At 40.0% G+C, this 23,172-nt stretch carries 24 protein-coding genes; 14 read left to right on the forward strand and 10 right to left on the reverse strand.

The window, feature by feature from the left end:
* Window position 1 precedes the first annotated feature (1 nt).
* Genes ACX0HA_RS06255 through ACX0HA_RS06270 form a run of 4 tightly spaced genes read left to right on the forward strand, consistent with a single transcriptional unit; the run spans window position 2 to window position 3,402 of the window.
* Window positions 2-403: an STAS domain-containing protein gene (locus tag ACX0HA_RS06255; protein ID WP_458844418.1), complete on the forward strand. Its 402-nt coding sequence runs from the start codon at window positions 2-4 to the stop codon at window positions 401-403.
* Window positions 360-797, forward strand: coding sequence for an anti-sigma regulatory factor (locus ACX0HA_RS06260; protein WP_458844419.1), 438 nt, complete (start codon window positions 360-362; stop codon window positions 795-797). The genes ACX0HA_RS06255 and ACX0HA_RS06260 overlap by 44 nt, the downstream gene beginning before the upstream one ends.
* Window positions 790-1,806 carry a SpoIIE family protein phosphatase gene (locus ACX0HA_RS06265; RefSeq protein ID WP_458844420.1) on the forward strand — a complete coding sequence of 339 codons (1,017 nt, stop codon included), beginning with the start codon at window positions 790-792 and terminating at the stop codon, window positions 1,804-1,806. Before ACX0HA_RS06260 ends, ACX0HA_RS06265 begins: the two co-directional genes overlap by 8 nt.
* On the forward strand, window positions 1,807-3,402 hold the full coding sequence (locus ACX0HA_RS06270; RefSeq protein WP_458844421.1) for a PAS domain-containing sensor histidine kinase: 1,596 nt from the start codon (window positions 1,807-1,809) through the stop codon (window positions 3,400-3,402).
* Window positions 3,403-3,427: 25 nt separating this feature from the next.
* Here the strand turns inward: ACX0HA_RS06270 and ACX0HA_RS06275 are convergent, their stop codons facing one another.
* Window positions 3,428-5,185, reverse strand: a complete 1,758-nt coding sequence (locus ACX0HA_RS06275) for a mechanosensitive ion channel domain-containing protein (RefSeq protein ID WP_458844422.1) — start codon at window positions 5,183-5,185, stop codon at window positions 3,428-3,430.
* Window positions 5,186-5,366: 181 nt separating this feature from the next.
* Between ACX0HA_RS06275 and ACX0HA_RS06280 the strand changes: the two genes are divergently transcribed.
* Window positions 5,367-7,433 (forward strand): M1 family metallopeptidase, encoded by a 2,067-nt coding sequence (locus ACX0HA_RS06280; RefSeq protein ID WP_458844423.1) that lies wholly within the window; start codon window positions 5,367-5,369, stop codon window positions 7,431-7,433.
* Here ACX0HA_RS06280 and ACX0HA_RS06285 read toward each other — a convergent pair whose 3' ends face one another.
* The 3 genes from ACX0HA_RS06285 to ACX0HA_RS06295 form a co-directional block, all read right to left on the reverse strand.
* Window positions 7,434-8,123: a Dph6-related ATP pyrophosphatase gene (locus ACX0HA_RS06285; RefSeq protein ID WP_458844424.1), complete on the reverse strand. Its 690-nt coding sequence runs from the start codon at window positions 8,121-8,123 to the stop codon at window positions 7,434-7,436. It lies immediately after the preceding gene.
* Window positions 8,124-8,144: 21 nt separating this feature from the next.
* Window positions 8,145-8,879: a hypothetical protein gene (locus tag ACX0HA_RS06290; protein ID WP_458844425.1), complete on the reverse strand. Its 735-nt coding sequence runs from the start codon at window positions 8,877-8,879 to the stop codon at window positions 8,145-8,147.
* 89 nt (window positions 8,880-8,968) lie between these two features.
* Complete coding sequence (locus tag ACX0HA_RS06295; protein WP_458844426.1) at window positions 8,969-9,496, reverse strand: DUF7935 family protein; 528 nt, start codon at window positions 9,494-9,496, stop codon at window positions 8,969-8,971.
* Between the two features lie 139 nt (window positions 9,497-9,635).
* On the opposite strand from ACX0HA_RS06295, the gene ACX0HA_RS06300 reads away from it, so the two are divergent.
* Window positions 9,636-10,022: a ribosomal maturation YjgA family protein gene (locus ACX0HA_RS06300; protein ID WP_458844427.1), complete on the forward strand. Its 387-nt coding sequence runs from the start codon at window positions 9,636-9,638 to the stop codon at window positions 10,020-10,022.
* An 18-nt stretch (window positions 10,023-10,040) separates the two neighbouring features.
* On the opposite strand, the gene ACX0HA_RS06305 is transcribed toward ACX0HA_RS06300, so the two are convergent.
* Entirely contained in the window at window positions 10,041-10,565 is a 525-nt protein-coding gene (locus tag ACX0HA_RS06305; protein WP_458844428.1) for a YfbM family protein, read from the reverse strand.
* Window positions 10,566-10,670: 105 nt separating this feature from the next.
* Between ACX0HA_RS06305 and ACX0HA_RS06310 the strand changes: the two genes are divergently transcribed.
* Window positions 10,671-13,007, forward strand: a complete 2,337-nt coding sequence (locus ACX0HA_RS06310; RefSeq protein ID WP_458844564.1) for an ATP-dependent helicase — start codon at window positions 10,671-10,673, stop codon at window positions 13,005-13,007.
* On the opposite strand, the gene ACX0HA_RS06315 is transcribed toward ACX0HA_RS06310, so the two are convergent.
* Window positions 13,004-13,414, reverse strand: a complete 411-nt coding sequence (locus ACX0HA_RS06315; protein WP_458844429.1) for a RidA family protein — start codon at window positions 13,412-13,414, stop codon at window positions 13,004-13,006. The two genes, ACX0HA_RS06310 and ACX0HA_RS06315, sit on opposite strands and share 4 nt — an antisense overlap.
* Window positions 13,415-13,646: 232 nt before the next feature.
* Here ACX0HA_RS06315 and ACX0HA_RS06320 point away from each other — a divergent pair, with 232 nt between their 5' ends.
* From ACX0HA_RS06320 to ACX0HA_RS06345, 6 genes are read left to right on the forward strand one after another with little or no spacing between them, the layout of a single operon-like run.
* On the forward strand, window positions 13,647-14,315 hold the full coding sequence (locus ACX0HA_RS06320; protein ID WP_458844430.1) for a MarR family winged helix-turn-helix transcriptional regulator: 669 nt from the start codon (window positions 13,647-13,649) through the stop codon (window positions 14,313-14,315).
* 2 nt (window positions 14,316-14,317) lie between these two features.
* Window positions 14,318-15,799: a phytoene desaturase family protein gene (locus ACX0HA_RS06325; RefSeq protein WP_458844431.1), complete on the forward strand. Its 1,482-nt coding sequence runs from the start codon at window positions 14,318-14,320 to the stop codon at window positions 15,797-15,799.
* Entirely contained in the window at window positions 15,796-16,632 is an 837-nt protein-coding gene (locus ACX0HA_RS06330) for a phytoene/squalene synthase family protein (protein ID WP_458844432.1), read from the forward strand. Before ACX0HA_RS06325 ends, ACX0HA_RS06330 begins: the two co-directional genes overlap by 4 nt.
* Window positions 16,629-17,081, forward strand: coding sequence for a hypothetical protein (locus ACX0HA_RS06335; protein WP_458844433.1), 453 nt, complete (start codon window positions 16,629-16,631; stop codon window positions 17,079-17,081). The genes ACX0HA_RS06330 and ACX0HA_RS06335 overlap by 4 nt, the downstream gene beginning before the upstream one ends.
* On the forward strand, window positions 17,081-17,539 hold the full coding sequence (locus ACX0HA_RS06340; RefSeq protein WP_458844434.1) for a sterol desaturase family protein: 459 nt from the start codon (window positions 17,081-17,083) through the stop codon (window positions 17,537-17,539). Before ACX0HA_RS06335 ends, ACX0HA_RS06340 begins: the two co-directional genes overlap by 1 nt.
* The gene (locus ACX0HA_RS06345) at window positions 17,536-18,255 is read left to right on the forward strand and encodes a lycopene cyclase domain-containing protein (protein WP_458844435.1); all 720 of its coding nucleotides are present in this window, start codon (window positions 17,536-17,538) and stop codon (window positions 18,253-18,255) included. The genes ACX0HA_RS06340 and ACX0HA_RS06345 overlap by 4 nt, the downstream gene beginning before the upstream one ends.
* 8 nt (window positions 18,256-18,263) lie before the next feature.
* On the opposite strand, the gene ACX0HA_RS06350 is transcribed toward ACX0HA_RS06345, so the two are convergent.
* Window positions 18,264-18,926 (reverse strand): hypothetical protein, encoded by a 663-nt coding sequence (locus tag ACX0HA_RS06350; RefSeq protein WP_458844436.1) that lies wholly within the window; start codon window positions 18,924-18,926, stop codon window positions 18,264-18,266.
* Window positions 18,927-19,087: 161 nt separating this feature from the next.
* On the opposite strand from ACX0HA_RS06350, the gene ACX0HA_RS06355 reads away from it, so the two are divergent.
* Complete coding sequence (locus ACX0HA_RS06355; protein ID WP_458844437.1) at window positions 19,088-19,708, forward strand: L-threonylcarbamoyladenylate synthase; 621 nt, start codon at window positions 19,088-19,090, stop codon at window positions 19,706-19,708.
* 128 nt (window positions 19,709-19,836) lie between these two features.
* Here the strand turns inward: ACX0HA_RS06355 and ACX0HA_RS06360 are convergent, their stop codons facing one another.
* The 3 genes from ACX0HA_RS06360 to ACX0HA_RS06370 all read right to left on the reverse strand — a co-directional run bounded on the left by ACX0HA_RS06360 (window position 19,837) and on the right by ACX0HA_RS06370 (window position 23,141).
* Complete coding sequence (locus tag ACX0HA_RS06360) at window positions 19,837-20,802, reverse strand: D-2-hydroxyacid dehydrogenase (protein WP_458844438.1); 966 nt, start codon at window positions 20,800-20,802, stop codon at window positions 19,837-19,839.
* A 131-nt stretch (window positions 20,803-20,933) separates the two neighbouring features.
* A complete protein-coding gene (gene serC, locus ACX0HA_RS06365; protein ID WP_458844439.1) occupies window positions 20,934-22,004 on the reverse strand; it encodes a 3-phosphoserine/phosphohydroxythreonine transaminase in 1,071 nt (356 codons plus the stop codon).
* A 78-nt stretch (window positions 22,005-22,082) separates the two neighbouring features.
* Window positions 22,083-23,141, reverse strand: a complete 1,059-nt coding sequence (locus tag ACX0HA_RS06370; RefSeq protein ID WP_458844440.1) for an acyl-CoA reductase — start codon at window positions 23,139-23,141, stop codon at window positions 22,083-22,085.
* Between the last annotated feature and the right edge of the window lie 31 nt (window positions 23,142-23,172).

Consider the following 23,172-nt stretch of genomic DNA (forward strand, 5'->3'; position numbering starts at 1 on the left):
GATGGAAAGGATTCCTATTCTAAAAATGGGTGATTTTTTATTGGTCACCATACAGGTAGATTTATACGACCAGTTAGCCGAAAATCTGGAAACTGATCTTGTAAATGCTGTAAAAAAACATAACTCTAAAGGGGTTCTTATCGACATTTCTTCAGTATCGATCATCGATTCATTTATGGGGCGTATACTTGGCAATATCGGCATCATGTCCCGCATTATGGGGGCACAGTCGGTTATTGTGGGTATGCAGCCTGCAGTTGCAATGACTTTGGTAGAACTTGGCCTTACCTTAACCGGTGTTGCTACAGCACTTAATGTTGAGAAAGGAATGGAACTTTTGCGTTCAAAAATTTTATTAAGTGAAGGCCAAAGTTATCATGATGAGAGCAACAACACTGAGTAAACAGGACTATCTTATCGTTCGCGAGCAGGATGTTGTTCCTTTCCGGAACAAGGTCAAGGAGGAAGCGGTAAAGATTGGTATGGGGATATTGAACCAAACCAAGCTGATCACTGCTGCCAGCGAACTGGTGCGTAACCTGCTTAAATATGGAGGTGGCGGTACTGCTGAGATCGAGTCTGTAAATAATGGCAGGGAAAACGGCATTCTCCTGAGGTTCTCTGATAAAGGACCCGGGATAAAGGACATTGACCTCGCCATGAAAGACGGCTACAGTACCGGTAAGAGCTTAGGGTTAGGCCTGCCCGGAACAAAAAGGCTTGTGAATGAATTTGATATAAAATCAGCTGAAGGGGAAGGAACCACAGTGACGATAATAAAATGGAAGAATGGCTGATACCGTCTTATTGAATTATAAAATTAATGACAGGAGTTATGTCTCTTATGTAAAAAGAGAAATACATAACCTTGTGGTTGCAGGAGGATTCAGTCCACAGAAAGTAGGTGAGATAGACATTATAGTTTCGGAACTGACTTCTAACCTGGTAAAATTTGCTGAAGAAGGCGAACTTTTATATAGGGTCAGTACTGATGAAAACGGTACTTTCTTTGAAATATATTGCATCGACAACGGCAGGGGTATACCCAATCTGGCAAGAATGCGCCAGGATGGTGTGTCAACTTCAGCTACGCTTGGGCAGGGACTTGGAGCTATTGAACGCCTGAGCAGTACTTCAGGTATTTTTACTAATAAAGATTGGGGAACTATTGTGCATAGTAAAATATATCAGAATGAAGTTACCCCGGCTCACGATAAAAAAGTCATAGACTCCGGAGCCGTACAGGTGTGCTGTCCGGGAGAAAAAGTATGTGGCGATGGCTATGCCGTTAAAAGGTTTGGCAACGGATACCAGTTTTTTATGGGCGATGGACTTGGACATGGTGCCAATGCACACGAAGCAGCCGAAGAAGCCATAGTTGCCTTTAAGCAGTGCAAAGAAAAAAGCCCTGCAGAAGTGTTGCGATATATTCATCAGGAAGTAAAAAAAACGCGTGGCCTTGTCGCCACGGTCGTGTATCTTGATTTAGAAGCTAAAAAATGGACGCTATGTGGTATAGGTAATATCTCGACAAGCATCTACACGGGGCTGTCTGCCAAGAATTACACACCTTATAACGGTATCGTAGGACATAATATTCCAAGAACGGTCAACGATTCTACGCAGGACTTTGAAAAATATCAGACCCTGATAATGCATTCCGACGGATTGCGCACAAGATGGAACCTTTCGGAAATGCCGGGCATCTTAAAATTTGACCCAAATATAATTGCTGCTGCACTTTATAAAGATAATGCAAGGCACAACGACGACATGACGGTCTTTACTGCCAAAATAAATATGTAAATGGAAGAAATAGTACGCATTAGCCTTGACAATGAAATGGACCTGATTCTGGCGCACAAACGCACCATGAAGCTGGCAGAACTGTGCGGGCTGATGCCTTCTGCACAGACAAGGTTTGCGACTGCGGTCTCTGAAATTGCACGCTGCGCCATCGCTAATGGCGAAAATTCCAACCTTACCTTAGGCATTTCTTTTTTAAGCGGAGGCAAAAAAGAGATCACGGCGGTAATAACTGATGGCGTTGATCTTGAAAAATGCAATGCAGAAGCGTATGCTTATGCATCACGTTTGTCTAAGGACATCGTAAAAAAACACCATGATGGCGTTTACCAGATTCTGTTGAATTTAAAGATCCCATTTTCCGGTATCATATCTCCAATACGAATTACGTCTTTTATAGAGCACTTCAAAAAAGAGACTTCATTGTCGCCTTATGATGAGCTGCGCAAGAAGAACATTCAGCTTATTGAGCTTTCGGAAAAGCTGAGTGACAGCGAATCAAAATACAGGCAGCTTACCGATACCGTGCCGCTACTTGTGTTTTCAATTACGGGTACTGGTGCAGTTACATTGGCTAATAAAAGAGTTAAAGATGTTTTTGGCTCTGGTTTTACAACCTTTTCCCAAACCTCTATTGCTACTGTTTTTCATCCTGACGATGTTGTTGTGGTAAGCAATGGGTGGGATGCTGTAAAACGAAAGGGCAATAGCTTTTCGGGGCAGGCGAGGGTAAACAGTAAAGACGGATACCTGTGGCAGCTGATATCTATTGTTCCCGATAATAATGATAATGGGGATGTTTCCGAGTATATCATATCGATGGTAAACATCCATGCCCAAAAGCTCATCGAAGAGACCTTAAAAGACAACAAAGAGTTAAGGCAGACGCAGGAAAGCCTGAAAGCTTCTAACGAAGAACTGTCAAGAAAAAATAAGGAACTGGAACAGTTTGCTTATATAGCGAGCCATGACCTTCAGGAACCGTTACGAAAAATAAGGAACTTTACTTCGTTGGCAGAGCGTAACCTCTCACAGGAAGAAAAAGAGAAGTTATATTTCAACAAGATCAATTCGGCTGCCGAGCGTATGTCCCGATTGATTAGCGACGTACTGAATTACTCCAAACTATCTTTAAAGGAAAGCGAATTCTCTAAAGTCGACCTGAATGTAGTGCTTGACGATGTTATTGGCGATTTTGAATTCCTGATACACGAAAAAGGCGCTAATGTTACGGTTGATAAACTTCCTGTGGTAAATGGGATTCCTGTACAGTTAAGTCAGTTATTCTACAACCTCATAAGCAATTCCCTAAAATTTGTAGAAGGAAATCCTGAAATAAAAATCAGCTACGAATTGTTGGCCGATAAAAGTTTCCATAAAATTTCTGTTGCCGACAATGGCATTGGCATAGAAGAAAAACACCTCTCCAAGATATTTACCATCTTCAAAAGACTACACCACCAAAGCGAATACGAAGGTACCGGTATTGGCCTTGCGCTTTGCGAAAAAATCGTTGGTAATCACGAAGGTAAGATAGATATACACAGTTCTCCGGGAGAGGGAACTACTATTGATGTTTATTTGCCTGTAAATTGATATAACTATCAATTTACATTTACAATTATTCTTCTGCTGGCGCCGGTTTCACAACACTACCTTCTTCAGGATAGTGAATACTTCCCTTAATATCCTGAATATGTTTTGGGTCAAATTTAGGAAGCTGGAGTTCGCCTTTTTCTTTCCATTGCTTAACGGTTTCTGAGGCCTGCGTGGTTTTCTCTTCGGAGTTGGCTGTATCACGGGCAAAATAAATGGTCTGTGAAGGGTAAGCTAAGGCAGTACCGCTATTCGAAATAATATCCATTACACGTAATAAAAGATCTTCCTGTACCTCCTGGGAGTCATCTACATTTGGGGCTTCAATATATGAGGTTACCTCAACCTTTAACGCATCGGCTGTTATGCCTGTAAAACGTACAATGGGAGAAGAGTTAATGATACTTGGGTGAGAGTAGAGCAGGGCGCGCAGCTCAACCAGCAGGTAACGCATCTGATCGGGTGTGGTCTCCATCCTAAACAACAAGATAGGGTTAAAGATAAAGCGGTCACGATGCGCGTAGTTCTCAATCTTACTGGCTGCAAATTCACCATTAGGTATGGTCACAATGGTACGTGCTGCAGTACGCAGTGTAGTCGACCTCATCCCGATAGACTCTACTGTTCCCTTGATCTCACCCACACGGCAATAGTCGCCCACACGCACAGGCTGGTCGGCAATAAGCGAAACGCTGCCTACAAAGTTTTCCATGGTCTTTTGCGCACCCAGTGCCAGTGCGATACCTCCAATACCCAGTGCGGCAAGTCCGGCAGTTACATCTACGCCTATAACACCAAGTATGACTATTATACCAATGATCACAATGGCTGTTTTGGTCATGCGTCTCAGGAAGAGTATAACCGATATGGCTGAGATACGCCCGCGTTGGGTCATTTTCTTCTTGGTGTAAATGCTTATGTAGTCAGCCAGCCTCCACAACAGCATGAGGAAGGCAATAATGGCGATAGTAACGATTATTACGCTGAAACGCTGTCGCACGATAATGGAAATCCCCATGCGCTGCGTGAGTCCCACAAACACCCAAACCGAAAGGTAGAGGCGTACCGGTACGGTAAATGCCTGGATCACTGCGGCAACTTTCCCATCTTTATTTTCGCCCTTAGGCCAAATCTTCAATAAGATAAAGCTGATAAAAGAAATTATTGCCCATGATAAAAGATAGGATACGACTATCATGACCACTACAACAAGCCAGTGTCCTACGGGAACACCGGCAAGTTTGCGCTCTTTCAGTGTTCCGGGTAATATCCTGTCAAGAAATGTATCTTCACCCAGTTCGGCTTTGGCAACCGCGTTGACCGTATCATCCGAAAATAGCCATAATGCAGGCTTCTCATCATCCGACTGGTTTTCTACATAGATATTTATAACTGTTTTATTGGTGGTTATTGTTCCTACCAGATCGATACCTGTCCCGAGGTTATCGGCTGTATCTCCTGTTTCTTTATTGCTTATCATAGACGATGCCCTGATGTCGCCGTTTTTGTCAAGCAGCTGCTGGAAAGCCTGTGCGATGCGCACTTTCTCTTTTTCTCTCCTGTAGGAGCGTTTACTCAGCACAAGGTATTGGCTTGCCCTTTTGTAATCCTGTTCGGCTATTGCCTTTATGAAACCGTTTACTGTTCCCTGCGGCGTGCGCCTGCCTAATGAATCGGGTTCAGAGACCTTTGGTGCTTCCTCGGTTTTGGCTTTAGGGGCTGTCAATAGTTGGGCATTGGCCTCAAAAGAAAGCAAGAGTAATAATGCTAAGGAAGAAAGCATTATTGTTTTTATAGCTGAAAGTCGGGCGAAAGGAATCATAAGCTTACATTAACAGTACAATAGCTATAAATTTAGAAAATTATTAGGCCGGTTTTACGGTTTTTAACGATATGTTCTGAAAATAAGGCATTGCCAATGCATTGGCAATTGTGTAGCTTTGTACAAATACCATTTCCGATACATGAAATATTTTTTACTATTCTTATCCACGATAGCTTTTGCACAGCAAACCAAAAAGGTCGACTTTAAGACTGCTAATGCATATCTGACTTTTGACGTGCCGCAAAAAAAGGTAATGGGTAAGGTTACCTATACCTTTGAGGTTTTGGACAAAAAGACCGATACCATTTTTATCGATGCAAAGAACATGCAGTTCACTGATGTGACGATTAATAAAAAGAAAGCGGCTTGGATAGCTTCGGCGAATGCATTAAAGCTGTATAAGGGTTTTAAAAAAGGAAAGAATACTGTTGAGTTCAGTTATACTGCCCAGCCAAAACAGACATTGTATTTTGTAAAAGACGGTGATGATGTTCAGTTGTGGACACAGGGGCAGGGTAAATATACGAGCCATTGGCTGCCCAGTTTTGATGATGTAAATGAGAAAGTTGTTTTCAACATAAGTCCTTCTTTTGATAAAAATTATACTGTTTTATCTAATGGGATACTTAAAGATAAAACCGTGGAAGGATCAAACCAAAAATGGGCTTATCAAATGGAAAAACCAATGAGCAGCTATCTCGTGATGCTCGCTATTGGCAAGTATAAAAAATGGGATATGGCCACGGCATCGGGAACACCCTTGGAATTCTATTTAAGAGACGAAGACAGCGATATGTATGCTACGACCTATCGCTACAGCAAGGAAATATTCGATTTTTTTGAGAATGAGATAGGTTATAACTACCCGTGGAAGGTGTATCGACAGGTACCTGTAATTGACTTTTTGTATGCGGGTATGGAAAATACTACTTCAACAATTTTTGCACAGGATTTTGTTGTCGATGAAACAGGATTTAACGACCGTACCTATACCAATGTAAATGCCCACGAACTGGCGCACCAGTGGTTTGGTGATGTTGTTACTGCTCAAAGCGGAAAGCACCACTGGCTGCAGGAAGGCTTTGCAACCTATTATGCTCTACTGGCAGAGCAAAAGCTTTTTGGTGATGATCATTTCAATTATGAATTGTACCAAATCGCCGAACGTTTACAGGTGGCAGCTAAAAGTGATACCATTCCGGTAATGAATGAAAAGGCGAGTTCGCTGTCATTTTACCAAAAAGGGGCATGGGCACTTCATGTGCTGCGTGAAGGCGTTGGGTATAATGATTTCAGGAAAGCTGTAAAAAGCTATCTTGAAAAATATGCATTTAGCAATGTAAATACAGATGAATTCCTCGCAGAGGTTAATAAAGTAAGTACTTATGATACCAATAGTTGGAAGAAGCGCTGGCTGGAAACAGGAGGTTTTGAAGTTGATGAAGCGATAGCACTGCTTAAAAAGAATGAATCGATGGGGCTGTATCTTGAAATGGGAGAATTGCAGGACAATACTTTTGCCCAAAAGAAAGAGGCTTTTATAACATTGTTGAAATCGGATGCGTATTATGCGCTTAAAGAAGAGGCTATTTATCAGACTGCCGAGGTACCTTTTGAAGAGAAAGCCGAATTTGTGCGCCTTGCTATGCAAAGTAATGATGTGAAATTACGCCAAGCAGTAGCACGTACCGTAACAAATTTTCCCGTAAGCTTTGTTGATGAATATAAAACCTTTCTGTATGATGCGTCATATATCACCCGTGAGATAGCTATTAATGTATTGTGCCGAAACTTCCCTGACCGTCAGACCGAGTTTTTAGAAATAGGGAAAGACTGGGTAGGTTTTAACGATAAGAATCTTCGCATTTTATGGCTTACATGGGCGTATACTTCTAAAAATTACAGGAACAGTGAGAAAGAAAGCTTTTATAGTGAATTAGAGAGTTATGCTGCTCCTGAATATGAGAGTGGCATACGAACGAATGCTTTGTCGAATCTGTTATATATAGGCAAACCCGACCCGGTAGTATTAAAAAACCTTGTTAGCGCTACACTGCACCATAAATGGCAATTTGTAAAGTTTGGTAAGGACAATATTCGTAAGCTACTTAAGAAAGTAGGCTACCGTGAGCATTTTGAAGAACTGCTGGCATCACTACCTGAAGCAGAGAAGAAAAGCCTTGAGAGATTGTTGGCTGAGAAATAATTAAATAGGCAGTAAATCACAAAACCAAAATTTCGATTTGAATCCGTTGATATCATATTCCCTCATTACAATCTCGCCTTTGGTAAATGGTACAGGCTTCTTAAAATAGGGACCGTCAAAACAAAAGGTATGGAATTCGCCATTCTCACCACAGATGTCTACACCTTCAGGGAGGTCGGCTATAAAGTCATGGTCTATGATCCTCCCAACGAATGAGCTGTCCAGCTTGCTCCCGTCTACACAAACAGTAATGGCTTTAAAACCAAGACTGATGAATTGTGTCAGCAGTTCTTTTGTATCCTTCTTCCATAACGGAAAAACAGTTTTAATGCCATAAGGTTCCAACTGCTTTTCGCGATACGCTTTGAGGTCTTCCAAAAAGATATCACCAAAGGCAGTACATTGATAGCCATCGGCCAGTAATCCTGTCACAGTCTCATCCATTAGGGCTTCATATTCAGCATTGGTTGGTTGAGGCGGAAGCTCTATAATTTTAGTCGATATGCCAATTGATTCTGTTTGCTGCAATAATAGCTCCCTGCGCAGGCCATGCATACTCACCCTGTCATATTCAGTACTTACCGATGTGAGCACGCAATCAATACTGTAATTTTTATCCTGTAGCAGATAATACAATGCAAGGGCACTGTCTTTGCCGCTGCTCCAGTTAAAATAGGTTTTTAAGGGCATTGTAAGTTAATTGTCGATAAATTACTCAATAGTAGAATATATCCATTCTTCATCTGTTTCGCTGTCAATTACAACAAGTTCGGTTGCAGTTATGCTCTTAACGAAGGCTTCTTTGGGCATATTTTTACTTCCGGTAATTATACCGTCGTTTTTAGGATTAAGCGACCAGGTTCCGTTTTCTTTTTTATCGCCTACCTGAAGTGAATATTTACCGTTTGTTTTAAACTCAACATAACTACCTGACATCTTTTCGCCAAAGGCTTCTTTTTGTTTTTCAGTCATATTAGCCGGAGAAGGGAATTGTTTTAAGTACCATTTTTTTGAAACCTGGGCGGCAGTAACTTTAGTGTAACTCTTTTCTTCTTTAAAAGCAGGTGGAGGAGGAACATTTGCCCCCTCCCTGGAGACAACTATGGCTAGTTTTTGCTTATCTAGTGTCATCAAATTGGTTTCATACGCCACTATGGGAAACGAATAGCTTTTTCCATCAGAGGTATGGAATACAATTTCTTTGCCTTTTAATTCCCATTGTCCCTTTTCATTCATGCCCATAAGACTCATAATATAACTCTTGTCGGCATTGAGCTGCATTGTCATACTGCCCATAATCGAGGTAGCGCCATTATACTGGCTTAGTGTGGTTCCGGGCTGTGTCCTGATGGTGTAAAATTGCCAGTTGCCAATAATTTCTTCGGTTGTCTGCGAACTGGCAGTAAATGAATATATAAGCAAAAACGTGAGTAGTAGATTTTTCATAATGGATGGTTTCTACAAACATAAATAAAAAAAAGCATTCGCCACAGCGAATGCTTTCCAATATCGAATGATCTAAATCTATAATTCGGTTATTCGCTCCAAAGTCCTGATACTTCATTTTTAAGGTGCGCAATGGCAACACTGCTCGGGCTTTGCTTGTCGAACAGGTTTTTTAGCATTGCTTCACGAAGGTCCTGCGCTGTAGCGATAGAAACATCAGCAGTGGTTTTGCGTACCATTTGTATGGTGGCATTCTTTGCTGTAGTAACAATGTCCCAGCTTTCAGATGAAACATAGATCTGCTGCGAGAGGTTGTGTTCATATTCTACTTCGATCTGCGAAACAAGATACTCTTCATAATCATGCTTGTTAGACGATTGAGGTGTAATTCGTATCAGTATCTTGGCAGGGTTTATCCTTTCAAGGAATAGTGTAAGCCTTTCATAAGCCTGCAGGCGAAGCGGCAATGCATTCTTTTGGGCTTCTTTATGTATCAGGTAACGACGGCGACCTTCTTCATTTCGGGTATGCATGCTAAAGAAGTAGTAAGCAACGCCACCGGTAATAAGTGAAGGAAGGGTATAAGCGGCAACTTCAATAATTTTGTCAGCGATCATGGTAAATAGTTTGGGTGTTTAGATATAACGCCACCAGGGCCTTTCAAATTGTAAAGGCGAAAATAAGGAAATAAGTTTTTTCCGTAGGTGTGCGATTCAAATAATTTGCAATTATATTTGGTATCCGGCATCTGTTATTATGAAAAACAAGAGGATCACATTTTTAATCGTCAGTTTACTTACCATTTGTACAGGCTTATTCGTAAGGCTTAAAAAGCAATGGTTCCCTGATAGTGTCAATCTTTATCTTGGTGACATTTTATATGCATTTATGATGTTTTATATCGTCAGTTTTTTTACTGTGAACAAAAGCAGGAATACGAGAGCAGTAATAGCCTTAGCGATATGTTATTGTATTGAGCTGCTGCAGCTATACCAGGCCGGCTGGATAAATACCTTGCGGCAAACCCTACCGGGAAAGTTGGTGTTAGGTTCAGGCTTTTTATGGAGTGACCTTTTAGCTTATAGTATTGGAGTTGCAATGGCTTTTATATTTGAAAAAATTATGCTTTTTAAAGGGAAATAACCATACATTATTAAATTATTATTGGTCTACAGTAAACAGCACATATCTTTTTTCTGAAGCTGCATTTTTCCAAAACTCCAGAGATTCCTGAAACCATTCCCATGTATAATCAAAATCTTCATCGGTTAATTCAAAACCATAATCTTCGCTGTCAATTCTCTTATAGCCATCTCTTAATGTTTTTTGAGTAACCAGACTAATAGCTTTTAAAATTTCAACAACTTGTTCGGGAGTTTTTAAGGACATAATATAGTCATCTTGAAAATATAATTGTTGACCACCTAAAATAGTGTGGTTTAACGGAAAATTTCCATTAGCCAATTCCATTTGTCCATTTGTCCATTCAAATTTTCCATCTGTAAGACTTCTATGCAATGCATCCCATGATTTATCTAATTCAACAAATTTGTCGGGATGATTACTCATTAAATCTTCTTCAATTTCCTCCTGTAAAAAATCCAGTCGTTCCTCATCAGTTTCAAAAGATTTTAATTTTAAAACTGTTTTTTCATCTAGTGAAAAAAGTACACCTAAGCATGCCATAATTTTTGATTGTTTTTTGATAAATATCTATTTATATGAGGAGAATCCTCACATTAAATCTCATCTAAAATAGCTATTTTTGCATTGTAAATCGTAAAAATGGATATTCGCACTTATATAAGCCAGTTAAATGAAGCCCAACAGGCACCTACATTGCAAAAAGACGGTCCGATGATCGTTATTGCTGGGGCAGGTTCGGGAAAAACAAGGGTACTAACACTTCGTATTGCCTACCTGATGAGTCAGGGAGTTGATGCATTTAATATACTTGCGCTAACCTTTACCAACAAGGCTGCAAAAGAGATGAAGAAACGTATTGCCGATATTGTTGGTAACTCCGAGGCCAAGAACCTCTGGATGGGTACATTTCACTCTATTTTTGCCAAGATACTGCGTTTTGAAGCCGATAAACTGGGATACCCGTCAAACTTTTCTATTTACGATACTCAGGATAGTGTACGCCTTATAAGTTCTATCATAAAAGAGAAACAGCTGGATAAGGATGTCTATAAGCCTAAACAGGTTTTAGGAAGGATCTCTACCTATAAGAACAGCCTTATTACTGTTAAGGCTTACTATAATGATCCGGAATTGCAGGAGGCCGATGCCATGTCTAAAAAGCCACGCCTTGGTGAGATCTACGAAGCATACGTAGAACGTTGCTTTAAAGCCGGTGCTATGGACTTTGATGACCTTTTGCTGCGTACTAACGAATTGCTTACCCGTTTTCCGGATGTACTGATGAAATATCAGGACCGTTTCCGCTATATACTCGTAGATGAGTACCAGGATACGAACCATTCGCAATATCTTATCGTGAAGGCATTGTCAGACAGGTTTCATAATATATGTGTGGTGGGCGATGATGCGCAGAGTATCTATGCCTTCAGGGGAGCGAACATCAATAACATCCTGAATTTCCAGAAGGATTATGAAGGGGTACAGATGTATCGCCTGGAGCAGAATTACCGCTCAAGCAGGAATATTGTCGAAGCAGCTAATGCTATTATTGATAATAACAAAACAAAGCTGGATAAGGTGGTTTGGACTGCTAATGAAGAAGGACCAAAGATCAAGGTACACCGCAGCCTTACCGATGGAGAGGAAGGTCGTTTTGTAGCCAGTACCATTTTTGAGCAAAAGATGCAAAACCAGCTTGGCAATAATAAGTTTGCTATACTTTACCGTACCAATGCACAATCCCGTGCAATGGAGGATGCCCTGCGCAAGCGTGATATCCCGTACCGTATCTATGGAGGGTTGTCTTTCTACCAAAGGAAAGAAATCAAAGATGTATTGGCATACCTTAGGCTTGTTATAAATCCTAAAGATGAGGAAGCCCTGATCCGTGTGATAAATTACCCTGCAAGGGGAATAGGGGATAGTACAGTTGAAAAGCTTACCGTTGCTGCAAACCATTATGGCCGTTCGATATACGAGGTTATGGAAAACATAGACCGTATTGACCTTAAACTGAACAGCGGGACCAGAAACAAACTGCAGGACTTTGTTACCATGGTAAAAAGTTTCCAGGTGATGAACGAAACGCAGGATGCTTTCTATCTTGCTGAACATGTTGCCAAAAAGACTGGGCTTATACAGGAGCTTAAAAAAGATGCAACGCCTGAAGGTATTGCACGTATAGAGAATATTGAACAGTTATTAGGTGGTATCAGGGACTTTATAGAAGGACAGAAAGAAATAGACGGAGCTCGTGGTGCGCTTTCTGAATTCCTTGAGGATGTTGCCCTGGCTACCGATATGGATAATGATACGGGAGATGATGACCGTGTGGCACTAATGACCATTCACCTTGCAAAAGGATTGGAATTCCCTCACGTATTTATCGTTGGTATGGAAGAAGATCTTTTTCCAAGTGCGATGAGTATGAATACCCGAAGCGAGCTTGAAGAGGAGCGAAGGCTGTTCTATGTAGCACTTACGCGTGCAGAGCATCAGGCTTACCTGACTTATGCACAGTCGCGTTACCGTTGGGGTAAACTGGTAGACAGTGAGCCATCACGTTTTATTGAAGAGATAACCGATAAATTCCTTGAATACCTGACACCGGCCGAAACCAACTATCGTTATAAGCCGATGATTAATGCGGATATTTTTGGTGATGTAGATAAATCGAAGTTAAGACAGGCTAAGCCAACTAATACACCGCCACCTAAATGGGTTACTGATAATGATCCGAAGCCGGATCTGCCGATACGCAAGCTAAAGCCCATGTCATCTAATGCGCCTGTTTCATCGGGGCCTGCAATCCCCGATACCAAACTGGTAGTGGGCAATGTGGTTATGCACGAGCGTTTCGGGCAGGGAAGAGTATTGGCTCTTGAAGGCATAGGTGCCGACAAGAAAGCTGAGATTCATTTTGAAGTAGGAGGAATCAAAAAGTTGTTGCTGAGATTTGCCAAGCTGGATATTATCAGTTAATCATTTTCGCTTATAAAAGCAGTAGCTTCTATTTCCAATAAATATTCAGGATTCCCCATTCCTGCAACAAATACCGCTGTTACTACAGGCGGTGTAGGTGTTGCAGGCATATATTTTTGTGATGCTTCAAAAGCTGAACGGGCATCCTGTCCTTCACTTATATAAATGTTGAACTTCACGATATTCTTGTAACCTGCCCCTACAGATTCTAAAATAATACCAATATTTTTCATGATCTGTTCCGTTTGGGCAGCGATATCGTCTTTACCTATTAGTGTGCCATCAGCATTAATAGAGTTCTGCCCGCCTATGTAAATAGTTTTGCCTTTTCCGCCTATGGCAACCGCCTGCGAAAAGGAAGGGCTTTTCATTACCCCATCCGGATTGATGAATTTAACCTGATTCATGATTTAAATATTTAGTTACCAGATTGTTCCATTAAAATTATGAAAAACAGTCAGGAACTGAATCTTAATTGTGATTACTTTATAATTCCCTAATAGTTATGTAAAGTTTCCGATGCTAATGTTCTTTACTTCTTTGGCTTATAGAAGAATATTATTTTTAAGATAATTTTAATAGAATATTTTTACACTATATATGTATAAATTTAGTAGATTTATAGTCTAAATAATAAGTATGAACTACACTTTACTAAGAGAAGTACTGGATATGCTGGAAGAATTTGAAAGCACATCTTCATACAAACATCAGCAAAACCTGAATGGATTTAAAGAATGGGTTGCAGATGCTTTCACTCATGACAAGCAGGAATACTCTGAGCCTCAATGGGAAAATAAAGCAGATGGACGATCACCGGAAAGTACTATATGTACCATGTTGGTGCATATGAACAGGTATGCAAAGATGTATTCTAAGGCGGCTATTATAGATTCATCCTTCTCCACGCAGGAAGACTTTATTTATCTTATTAATCTTAATGCTTTTGGCCCAATGACAAAAATTGAGCTGATAAAAAAGAATGTACAGGATAAGCCCACGGGAATGCAGATTATCAATCGTCTTTTAAGACATGGATGGGTAGTACAAAACAATTCTGAAAATGATAAACGCAGTAAAGTTGTAAGGATTACAGACCAGGGCATAGCAGCTTTACAGGCACAAATGGGAAACATACGCAAGGCTACAAATATAGTATCAGGTGATCTCAGTCATGCAGAAAAGATGAATTTAATACGTACCCTTCAAAAGCTTGATGATTTTCATAAACCGATATTTAACAGCAATATTGCAGGAAACGAATTGCTTGATAAGGTCAATGCCGAATATTTACACCTACAAAATTAATTATGGGGAATAAAATAGCTGTTATAGGGTCTGGTATTTCAGGGCTTTCTGCTGCTGCATATCTGGCAAAAGAAGGCGCGGAGGTACATGTTTTTGAAAAGAACAGTAGACCCGGTGGGCGTGCAAGGCAGTTCTCTACGGATAATGGCTATACATTTGATATGGGGCCGAGCTGGTACTGGATGCCCGATATTATTGATGGTTTTTTTCAGGACTTTGGCCATGAGACAACTGATTTTTATAAACTGGTTCGCCTTGATCCTCAATTTGAGATGATTTTTGCCGATGGCAGGTTAAGCCTACCGGATAGTTATGAAGAAATGAAACAACTCTTCGATAGCATTGAACCGGGTGCAGGCATCCAGCTTGACCGTTTTATGGAATCGGCAAAATATAAATATGAGATCGGAATGCAGGATTTTGTTACCAAGCCTTGTCTTTCGTGGTTTGAGTTCATGTCGTTTAAAATTGCCAAAGGTGCATTAAAACTGAATCTATTATCCGATTACCGTTCGTATGTAAAAAAGCATTTTTCAAATCCAAAGCTTGTTGCGCTAATGGAATTTCCTGTCATATTCCTTGGCGCCTCACCAAAGAATATTCCCGCGCTCTACAGCCTTATGAATTATGGTGGCTATAAGCTAGGTACTCATTATCCCCTTGGAGGTTTTTATGAGTTGGTAAAAGCCATGAAATCAGTTGCAGAAGAACAGGGGGTGCAGTTCCATTTTAACGCTGCAGTTGATAAGATCGTAACAGAGGGTAAAAGAGTTACGGCTATTCGTGTAAACGGTGAAATAATGCCTTTCGATACGATCGTATCATCATCGGATTATCACCATACGGAAACGCTTTTGGAGCCGGAATACAAAAATTACGGAGAAGAGTATTGGGAAAGCAGGACATTTGCACCGTCTTGCCTTATATATTATCTGGGTTTTAACCGGATAATACCAAAATTAAAACACCATACGCTTTTCTTTGAAAATGATTTTGATTCGCATATTGAAACAATATATGGTGATAAAAAGTGGCCTAGCGATCCTCTCTTTTACGCATGCTGCCCTTCTAAAACAGATGATTCAGTTGCTCCTTCGGATCACGAGAATGTGTTTTTATTGATGCCATTGGCTATTGGTATAGAAGATAATGAAGCTATTAGGGAGAAATACCTCCATCAAATGATAAAAAGGCTGGAGAAGCATACAGGTACTTCAGATCTATTGTCGAGTGTTGATTTTAAAAGAAGTTATTGTGTCAGTGATTTTTCAGCCGATTATAATGCCTACAAAGGTAATGCTTATGGGCTGGCAAATACTTTAAAGCAAACTGCAGTTCTTAAGCCGTCGATAAAAAATTTTAAATTAAAGAATCTTTACTACACAGGCCAGCTCACTGTGCCGGGCCCTGGTGTACCACCCTCTATCATATCCGGAAAAATAGTTGCAAAAGAAATAAATAAACATATACCGCTTGTATTATGAAAAGACTGTTTGATGAACTCTCCTCTCAGGTAAGTAAAGCTACAACGCAAAAATATTCTACCAGTTTTTCTCTGGGTATCATGGCACTTAAGGCCGAATTGAGACCCGCCATCTATGCTATTTATGGCTTTGTCCGCCTGGCAGATGAGATCGTGGACAGTTTTCATGACTATGATAAAGAGGTATTGCTGCAACGCTTTAAATTGCAGACAAATGAAGCCCTTGAAGAAAGGATTTCGTTGAACCCTATCCTGAATTCATTTCAGGAAACTGTTCATAAGTTTCAGATAGGGAGGGACCTGATCGACCAGTTTTTGAAAAGTATGGAAATGGATCTTAACCCTGTGGATTATAATACTGATCTTTATAAGGAATACATTTTAGGATCGGCAGAAGTAGTAGGTCTTATGTGCCTCAAAGTTTTTGTGGATGGACGTCAGGATGTGTATGATGAATTGAAGCCTTTTGCCATGAAATTGGGGTCAGCGTTCCAAAAGGTGAATTTTTTACGTGATTTGAAAGATGATTACTCTGTCCTTGGCCGCACCTATTTTCCTAATCTGGATATGAATGAATTCAATCATGAGGTTAAATGCAGTATTGAACAAGAAATAAAAAACGAATTTGCAGAAGCGTTAACAGGCATAAAAAAGCTTCCTCCATCATCACGATTTGGTGTATATCTGGCTTATAGATATTATCTTTCACTATTGAAAAAAATATGTAAAACCCCGGCAAACGAGATTCTGAATGCCAGAATAAGAATTGCCAATACCCAAAAAATCTCGCTGATGATGAGCAGTTATGTGCAATATAAAGTGGCTAACGTATGAGGTTGATTTTCTTTATAGTGCTATCCGGTTTTGCTTTTGGGGGTAATATATCGGAAATAGAGAAAGTAAGGGTTAACTATGCCCAGGCAGCTTTGAATAAGGCTTTGTGTAGAGAAATGATAAAAAAGCTTAAAGATTATAATGATCCTGTTCAGCAGGCTTACTTAGGTGCTTTTCAAACAATTTGGGCAAAACATACTTTGAATCCGTTTGAAAAGTTAAAGACGTTCAAAAAGGGGAAAGCAAATATTGAAGAATCGGTCGCTTTGGCACCATTAAATGCAGAGATACGGCTAATACGCTTATCGATACAATTGAATGCCCCCGGATTTCTTGGCTACAACGATAATATAGAAGAAGACAGAAACTTTATACTTGATAACAAGTCTGATATAAAGTCTGAATCACTTCAGAAAATGATTGATGAATGCATAAAAATTAAAAAATAATGGAATTTCTGATAATTATCCCGGTATTTCTTGCAATGGAAGGCCTCACGTGGGTTATTCATAAATATGTTATGCACGGTTTTCTCTGGATATTGCACAGGGATCATCATGACCATAGCTCTGACAGCCACTTAGAACGTAACGATTATTTTTTCATCATCTTCGCTATTCCGGCAATTGTGCTGATGTATATTGGCGCTATGGAGGAGTATAATTATCTTTTTTTTATTGGTTTGGGTATTACTTTATATGGAATGGCTTATTTCTTTGTACACGACATATTTATCCATCAAAGGATTAATTTCCTGAAGAATACAAAAAATCCATATTTATTGGCTATAAGACGCGCGCATAAGCAGCATCATAAACATACAGGAAAATTCTATGGCGAATGTTTTGGCTTTCTTTGGGTTCCTGTAAAATATTTCAGAATGTACTTTAACAATAATAAAAAATGAGGCAATATACCTATCTGCTTATAAACTTCCTGACCATAATCATCTGTTTCATATTCTCTTTCCACCCAAAAATTAAGTTTGACAGATATTTTTCGTCCTTTATAAAAGCGAGTGTTTTGGTCGCAATACCATTTATAATTTGGGATGCGTGGTTTACCCATTCCGGAGTATGGTGGTTTAGTGACGAGTATCTTTTGGGGATCGGCCTTTTAGGAATGCCTGTTGAAGAATGGCTGTTTTTTATATGCATCCCTTTTTCGTGCATATTTACATATTACTGTCTTAATAAATTCTTCGACATGAAGTGGGCAGAGAAATACAGCCGGTTTTTGGCAATCCTCATAATCGCCATTTGTGCAGTTACTTTGTTTTTATTCAATGATAGATTATACACTTTAATAACAGCAGTAGTAACAATACTTACCGTCATATATCTTTGCTTTATTGTCCGTTCATCGTCATTCGGTAAATCTACATTGGTTTATATAGTACTGATGCTTGGGTTCATTCCTGTAAATGGTACTCTTACAGGTACTGGACTAGAAAAAGCTATTGTAAACTATAATCCGCAGGAAATAATAGGCTTCAGGATACTTACCATCCCAATAGAGGATTTTTTCTATGGATATGTATTATTCCTGTTGAATATATATCTTTTTGAAGCCTTCACCGGATCAGGGTCATCATCAGTAAGAAAACTCAAAATTAGCGAATAGGGCAGGGCCTAATTACAGTCAACAGGCATTCCCTGTTCTTTAAGCTTAGTGACGATCTCCCCGGTGTCAGAAAGATTCACAAACTCAAACTGTGTATAAGAGTAGAAGTAGTTGTATACTTCTTTCTTCAGGTCATATTTTCTTTCAAAGTCTGCATCATCAAGGCCTATATATATGGTTGGAGTCTGCGAAGCTATATAAAGTGCTACCAACGGATTTGAAGCGAATCGTCCTTTCTTTTGCGCATGTTTTTTTAAGCATTTGGTTAGCTCTGTAAGCGACGATTTATCTAACGGCATGAAGAATGTAGAGACCTTGCGTATAACTACCCTTCCCTTTACAAAGTCTTCTTTGTTGAGATTCTCATAAACATCATCGGTTACATTATTACCTTTTTTATTGTTGGCCGAAACTTTATACACATACACGGGGCCAAAAGGCAATCCCCACCATCCCCAGATCAGGTTAATGAGGTTATATTTAGCATAATATCTTTTAGTGTCGCCCCTTTTTATAAAATAAATCTTTGAAGCAGCCCTGCCCGGAGCAATGATAGGCCTTGGTATCACATATTCATAGAAAAGGAATTGTGCACCACTTTCCCTTTGTTCCATGATACTTTCGAAAGTTTCATCTTTAGGGATGTTTAATTTGTAAATGTGCTCTTTCATAAGGTGTAAGGTGTTGAAGGGTAAACAAATATAACAAATTCAGCATTCATTTTAAATACCCTGAAAAGCAAAATTGTATGATTTTGTGAATGATGTTTATGTTTGCTTTAACGTTACTATTCATACAACTTTTGTAATTTTACAAGTCAGAAACTAAAGTTATGGCCCAATTCATAAAAATTTACCCCGAAAACCCTAACGAGAAGGAGATTGCCCGTGTTGTAAAGATACTGCGTGATGGCGGTCTGGTAATTTATCCTACCGATACCGTATACGGTCTTGGTTGTGATATAACAAATTCAAAAGCACTGGAACGTATTGCCAAGATAAAAGGTATTAAGCTTGATAAGGCAAATTTCTCTTTTGTATGCAGCGATCTCAGTAACATATCGGACTATGTAAAACAGATTGATACTTCTACCTTCAAGATACTGAAGCGATCACTTCCCGGTCCTTATACCTTCATTTTACCAGGTAATAACAACCTGCCAAAAGAGTTTAAGAAGAAGACAACTGTAGGTATTCGTGTACCCGATAATAATATCGCATTGGAAATTGTACGCCAGTTAGGTAACCCGATCGTTTCTACATCAATCTATGATGAAGATGAAGTATTGGAATACTTAACCGATCCGGAACTGATTTTCGAAAAATGGCAAAACCTTGTTGATGCTGTTATCGATGGCGGGTATGGCGATAATACAGCTTCAACCATCATCGATCTTTCAGGCGATGAACCTGTAGTAATAAGGGAAGGTAAAGGAGATATTGATATTTTCTAAGCTTAGTAAAACCTGCAAGGTTTTTAGAACCTTGTAGGTTTGAATATTATACCTGCAAGGTCTTTAAGACCTTGCAGGATTAAAAAAAAGCTCCCAAGGGGAGCTTTTACTTTTATATAAAATTCTGATTACGAATTCTCTGTTTTCAGTAAGCTGATGATCTGCTCTGCAAGCTCGGTGCCTATACGGTCCTGAGCTTCAAGTGTAGCAGCACCAATGTGTGGTGTAAGTGATACTTTAGGGTTCATCAATACCTGGATAGCAGGCGTTGGCTCTTCCTCAAATACATCAAGGCCTGCAAAAGATACCTTACCTGAATCAAGGGCATCAACAAGCGCAACTTCGTCTACTATACCACCTCGTGAAGCATTAACGATACCTACACCATCTTTCATAGCGTCAAGTTCTGCCTTGCCTATTACGTAGCCTGCGTCCTGTGAAGGAACGTGAAGCGTAATGAAATCGGCATGCTTAAAGATATCTTCCATAGGCTCGGTAACGATATCAACGTTAATGAACTGTCCGTTGTAAAAATCAACTCTTATTTCAGCCTGACCAACAAATTTATCAGATGCAATAACACGCATACCTAAGCCAAGAGCTATCCTTGCAACCGAACGGCCTATACGCCCGAAACCAATAATACCAAGGGTTTTACCTCGAAGCTCAATACCGTTGGCGTATGCCTTTTTAAGACCTTCAAAGTTGGTGTCACCTTCAAGGTGCATATTACGGTTTGAATCATACAGGAAACGCACGCCGCTGAAAAGGTGTGCAAACACAAGCTCTGCAACTGAATCTGATGACGATGCCGGTGTATTGATTACATGGATTCCTTTCTCACGTGCATATTCAACATCAATATTGTCCATGCCTACGCCGCCACGGCCAATGATCTTAAGTCCCGGGCAGGCATCGATAATGTCTTTGCGCACTTTGGTAGCACTGCGCACCAACACTACACTTATGTTGTTAGCATTAATATAATTGGCAACCTGTTCCTGTGCCACCTTTGTCGTGATCACTTCAAATCCGCCATCTTCAAGGGCAATGATACCGCTTTTAGATATGCCGTCATTCGCTAATATTTTCATAATTAGATTTTAGATGTGAGATTTTAGATTTTAGATTGAGCTTCGCTCAAATCTGTTTTTTTATCTAAAACTTAAACTTATTATTTATTTGATGAAGCAGGAGTAAAGCTGCTGCCAACTGCTACTGTTTACTAAACACTTTTCTCAAGCTCCTGCATTGCTTCTACCAATACCTGAACGCTTTCAATTTTCATGGCATTGTAGATAGAAGCACGATATCCGCCCACAGAACGGTGGCCGGGAAGTCCGCTTATGCCTTTGGCTTTCCATATTTTGTCAAATTGCTCCGTATGCGCTGCGTCTTTAAGAAGGAAGGTAACATTCATTTTAGAACGGTCTTCAGTAACAGCTGTACCTTCGAATAACGGGTTGCGGTCAATTTCTGCGTAAAGAAGCGCTGCTTTGGCATTGTTCTTCTCTTCCATAACTGCAATGCCACCATTGTTCTTAAGCCATTGTAGCGTAAGGTAAGAAGTATATACCGCAAAAACCGATGGGGTATTATACATGCTTTCTTTATCGATGTGCTGCTTGTAGTCAAGGATGTTAGGGATTTGTCTTCCGGTTTTACCAAGAATTTCTTCTTTTACTACTATCAGTGTAGTTCCGGCAGGGCCCATGTTCTTTTGTGCACCGGCATAAATAAGGTCGAATTTTGAGAAATCAAGCTGGCGCGAAAAGATATCAGAGCTCATATCGCATACTACCGGGATATCCGTTTCAGGAAAACTTTGCATCTGTGTCCCGAATATGGTGTTATTGCTCGTGCAGTGAAAATAATCTGCATCGGCAGGAATAGTATAGTCCTTAGGGATATAAGTATAGTTATCAGCTTTTGATGAGGCTATAACCTGGGTGTCGCCAAACTGTTTTGCTTCTTTAATAGCTCCTGCAGCCCATGTTCCTGTATCAAGATAAGCCGCTTTACCGTGAAGCGTCATAAGGTTATACGGAACTCTCAGAAATTCAAGGCTGGCACCTCCGGAAAGGAATAATGCCTGATAGCCTTTGCCTGTAAGTCCTAAAAGATCCAGTGCAAGGGCACGGGCTTCTTCCATAACGGCTACGAAATCTTTGCTGCGGTGTGAAATTTCAAGCAGCGACAAGCCTGAACCGTTAAAGTCCAGTACTGCCTGTGCGGCTTTTTCGAACACTTCTTGTGGCAGGATAGATGGCCCTGCGCTGAAATTATGCTTTTTCATGTGAATGAGATGAATTTTGGTAGTGCAAATTTCCAAATTAAACCTTAAATACAGTGCGAAAAATTATAAATAATTCGGCTATATTTTTGATAAAAATGCAATTGTATCTACATTGTCGGCGTAATCTAACAGTTCCGGCTTTTGGGTTTGGCCAAAAGGAATACTGTTTTCAGTTACTTTATTGCTTACAACACACTGAAGCTGATCCTGTTCTGTTTCCAGTTTTTGTTTCAACGTATCCAAATCGTCATAAAACTCATAAAACACGCTCGAAATAGGCGATGCATACCCTGAATCTTCTTTTAGGGTCAAAAATTCGTTATCCAGAAGCTTGAAGTTACTCATCAGGAAAACGGCTTTATTATAGTCGTAATTGTTGGCGTATTTATCGTAGAATATTACATCCTTGTATTCGTATATCGCTTCAAAGAAGTCTTTGAAATCATAGCCCTGCGGTACAAATAATTTGGAAACATTGCGGCATCCCAATCCAAAATAGCGGAAAATGTCTTCTCCCAATCCAACAAGTTCCTCACGGGACTCATTGCCGGTAAGTATGGCCGCCGAATTCCTGTTCTTACGGATGATAGCAGGCTTATTTTTAAAGTAATATTCAAAATAACGTGCCGTATTGTTACTACCTGTGGCAATAACAGCATCAAAGCCTTCGAGCTTGCCATCGGTAAAAGTGATTACGTCTGCAAACTCAGGTTCTACTGCAATAAGATATTTTGCAAGGAAGGGCAGCAGGTGCTGGTCGTTGCTCGATGTTTTTATCAATGCTTTATGTCCTGTAATAAGTACCGATAAGAAATCATGAAAGCCTACCAATGGGATATTACCCGCCAGTACAAGGCCAACCGTTTTAGGTTCTATGTTATCCAGTTCATAATTTGACAGCCAGTTATCAAGGTTCTCAGTGGTTAAAGCCTCTGCCCATGACTCAAGCGAAAAAAACACCTGTTCTTCTGTATACCAGCCATTATGTGACCTTGAAACCTGTACAAGGTTCAGCATATTTTCGTAAAAAGGCGTATTGTGCAGCACATTGTCTTTTGGCTGGCTATTATCCAAATGGAACTGGCTTAAAAATTTTCCAAGCGCTATAAAAGCGTTTTTTCTTTTCGTTAACGTCATTATGTTTGCGTATGAATGGATTTGCTCGTAA

The organism is Flavobacterium hauense, assembly GCF_054457175.1.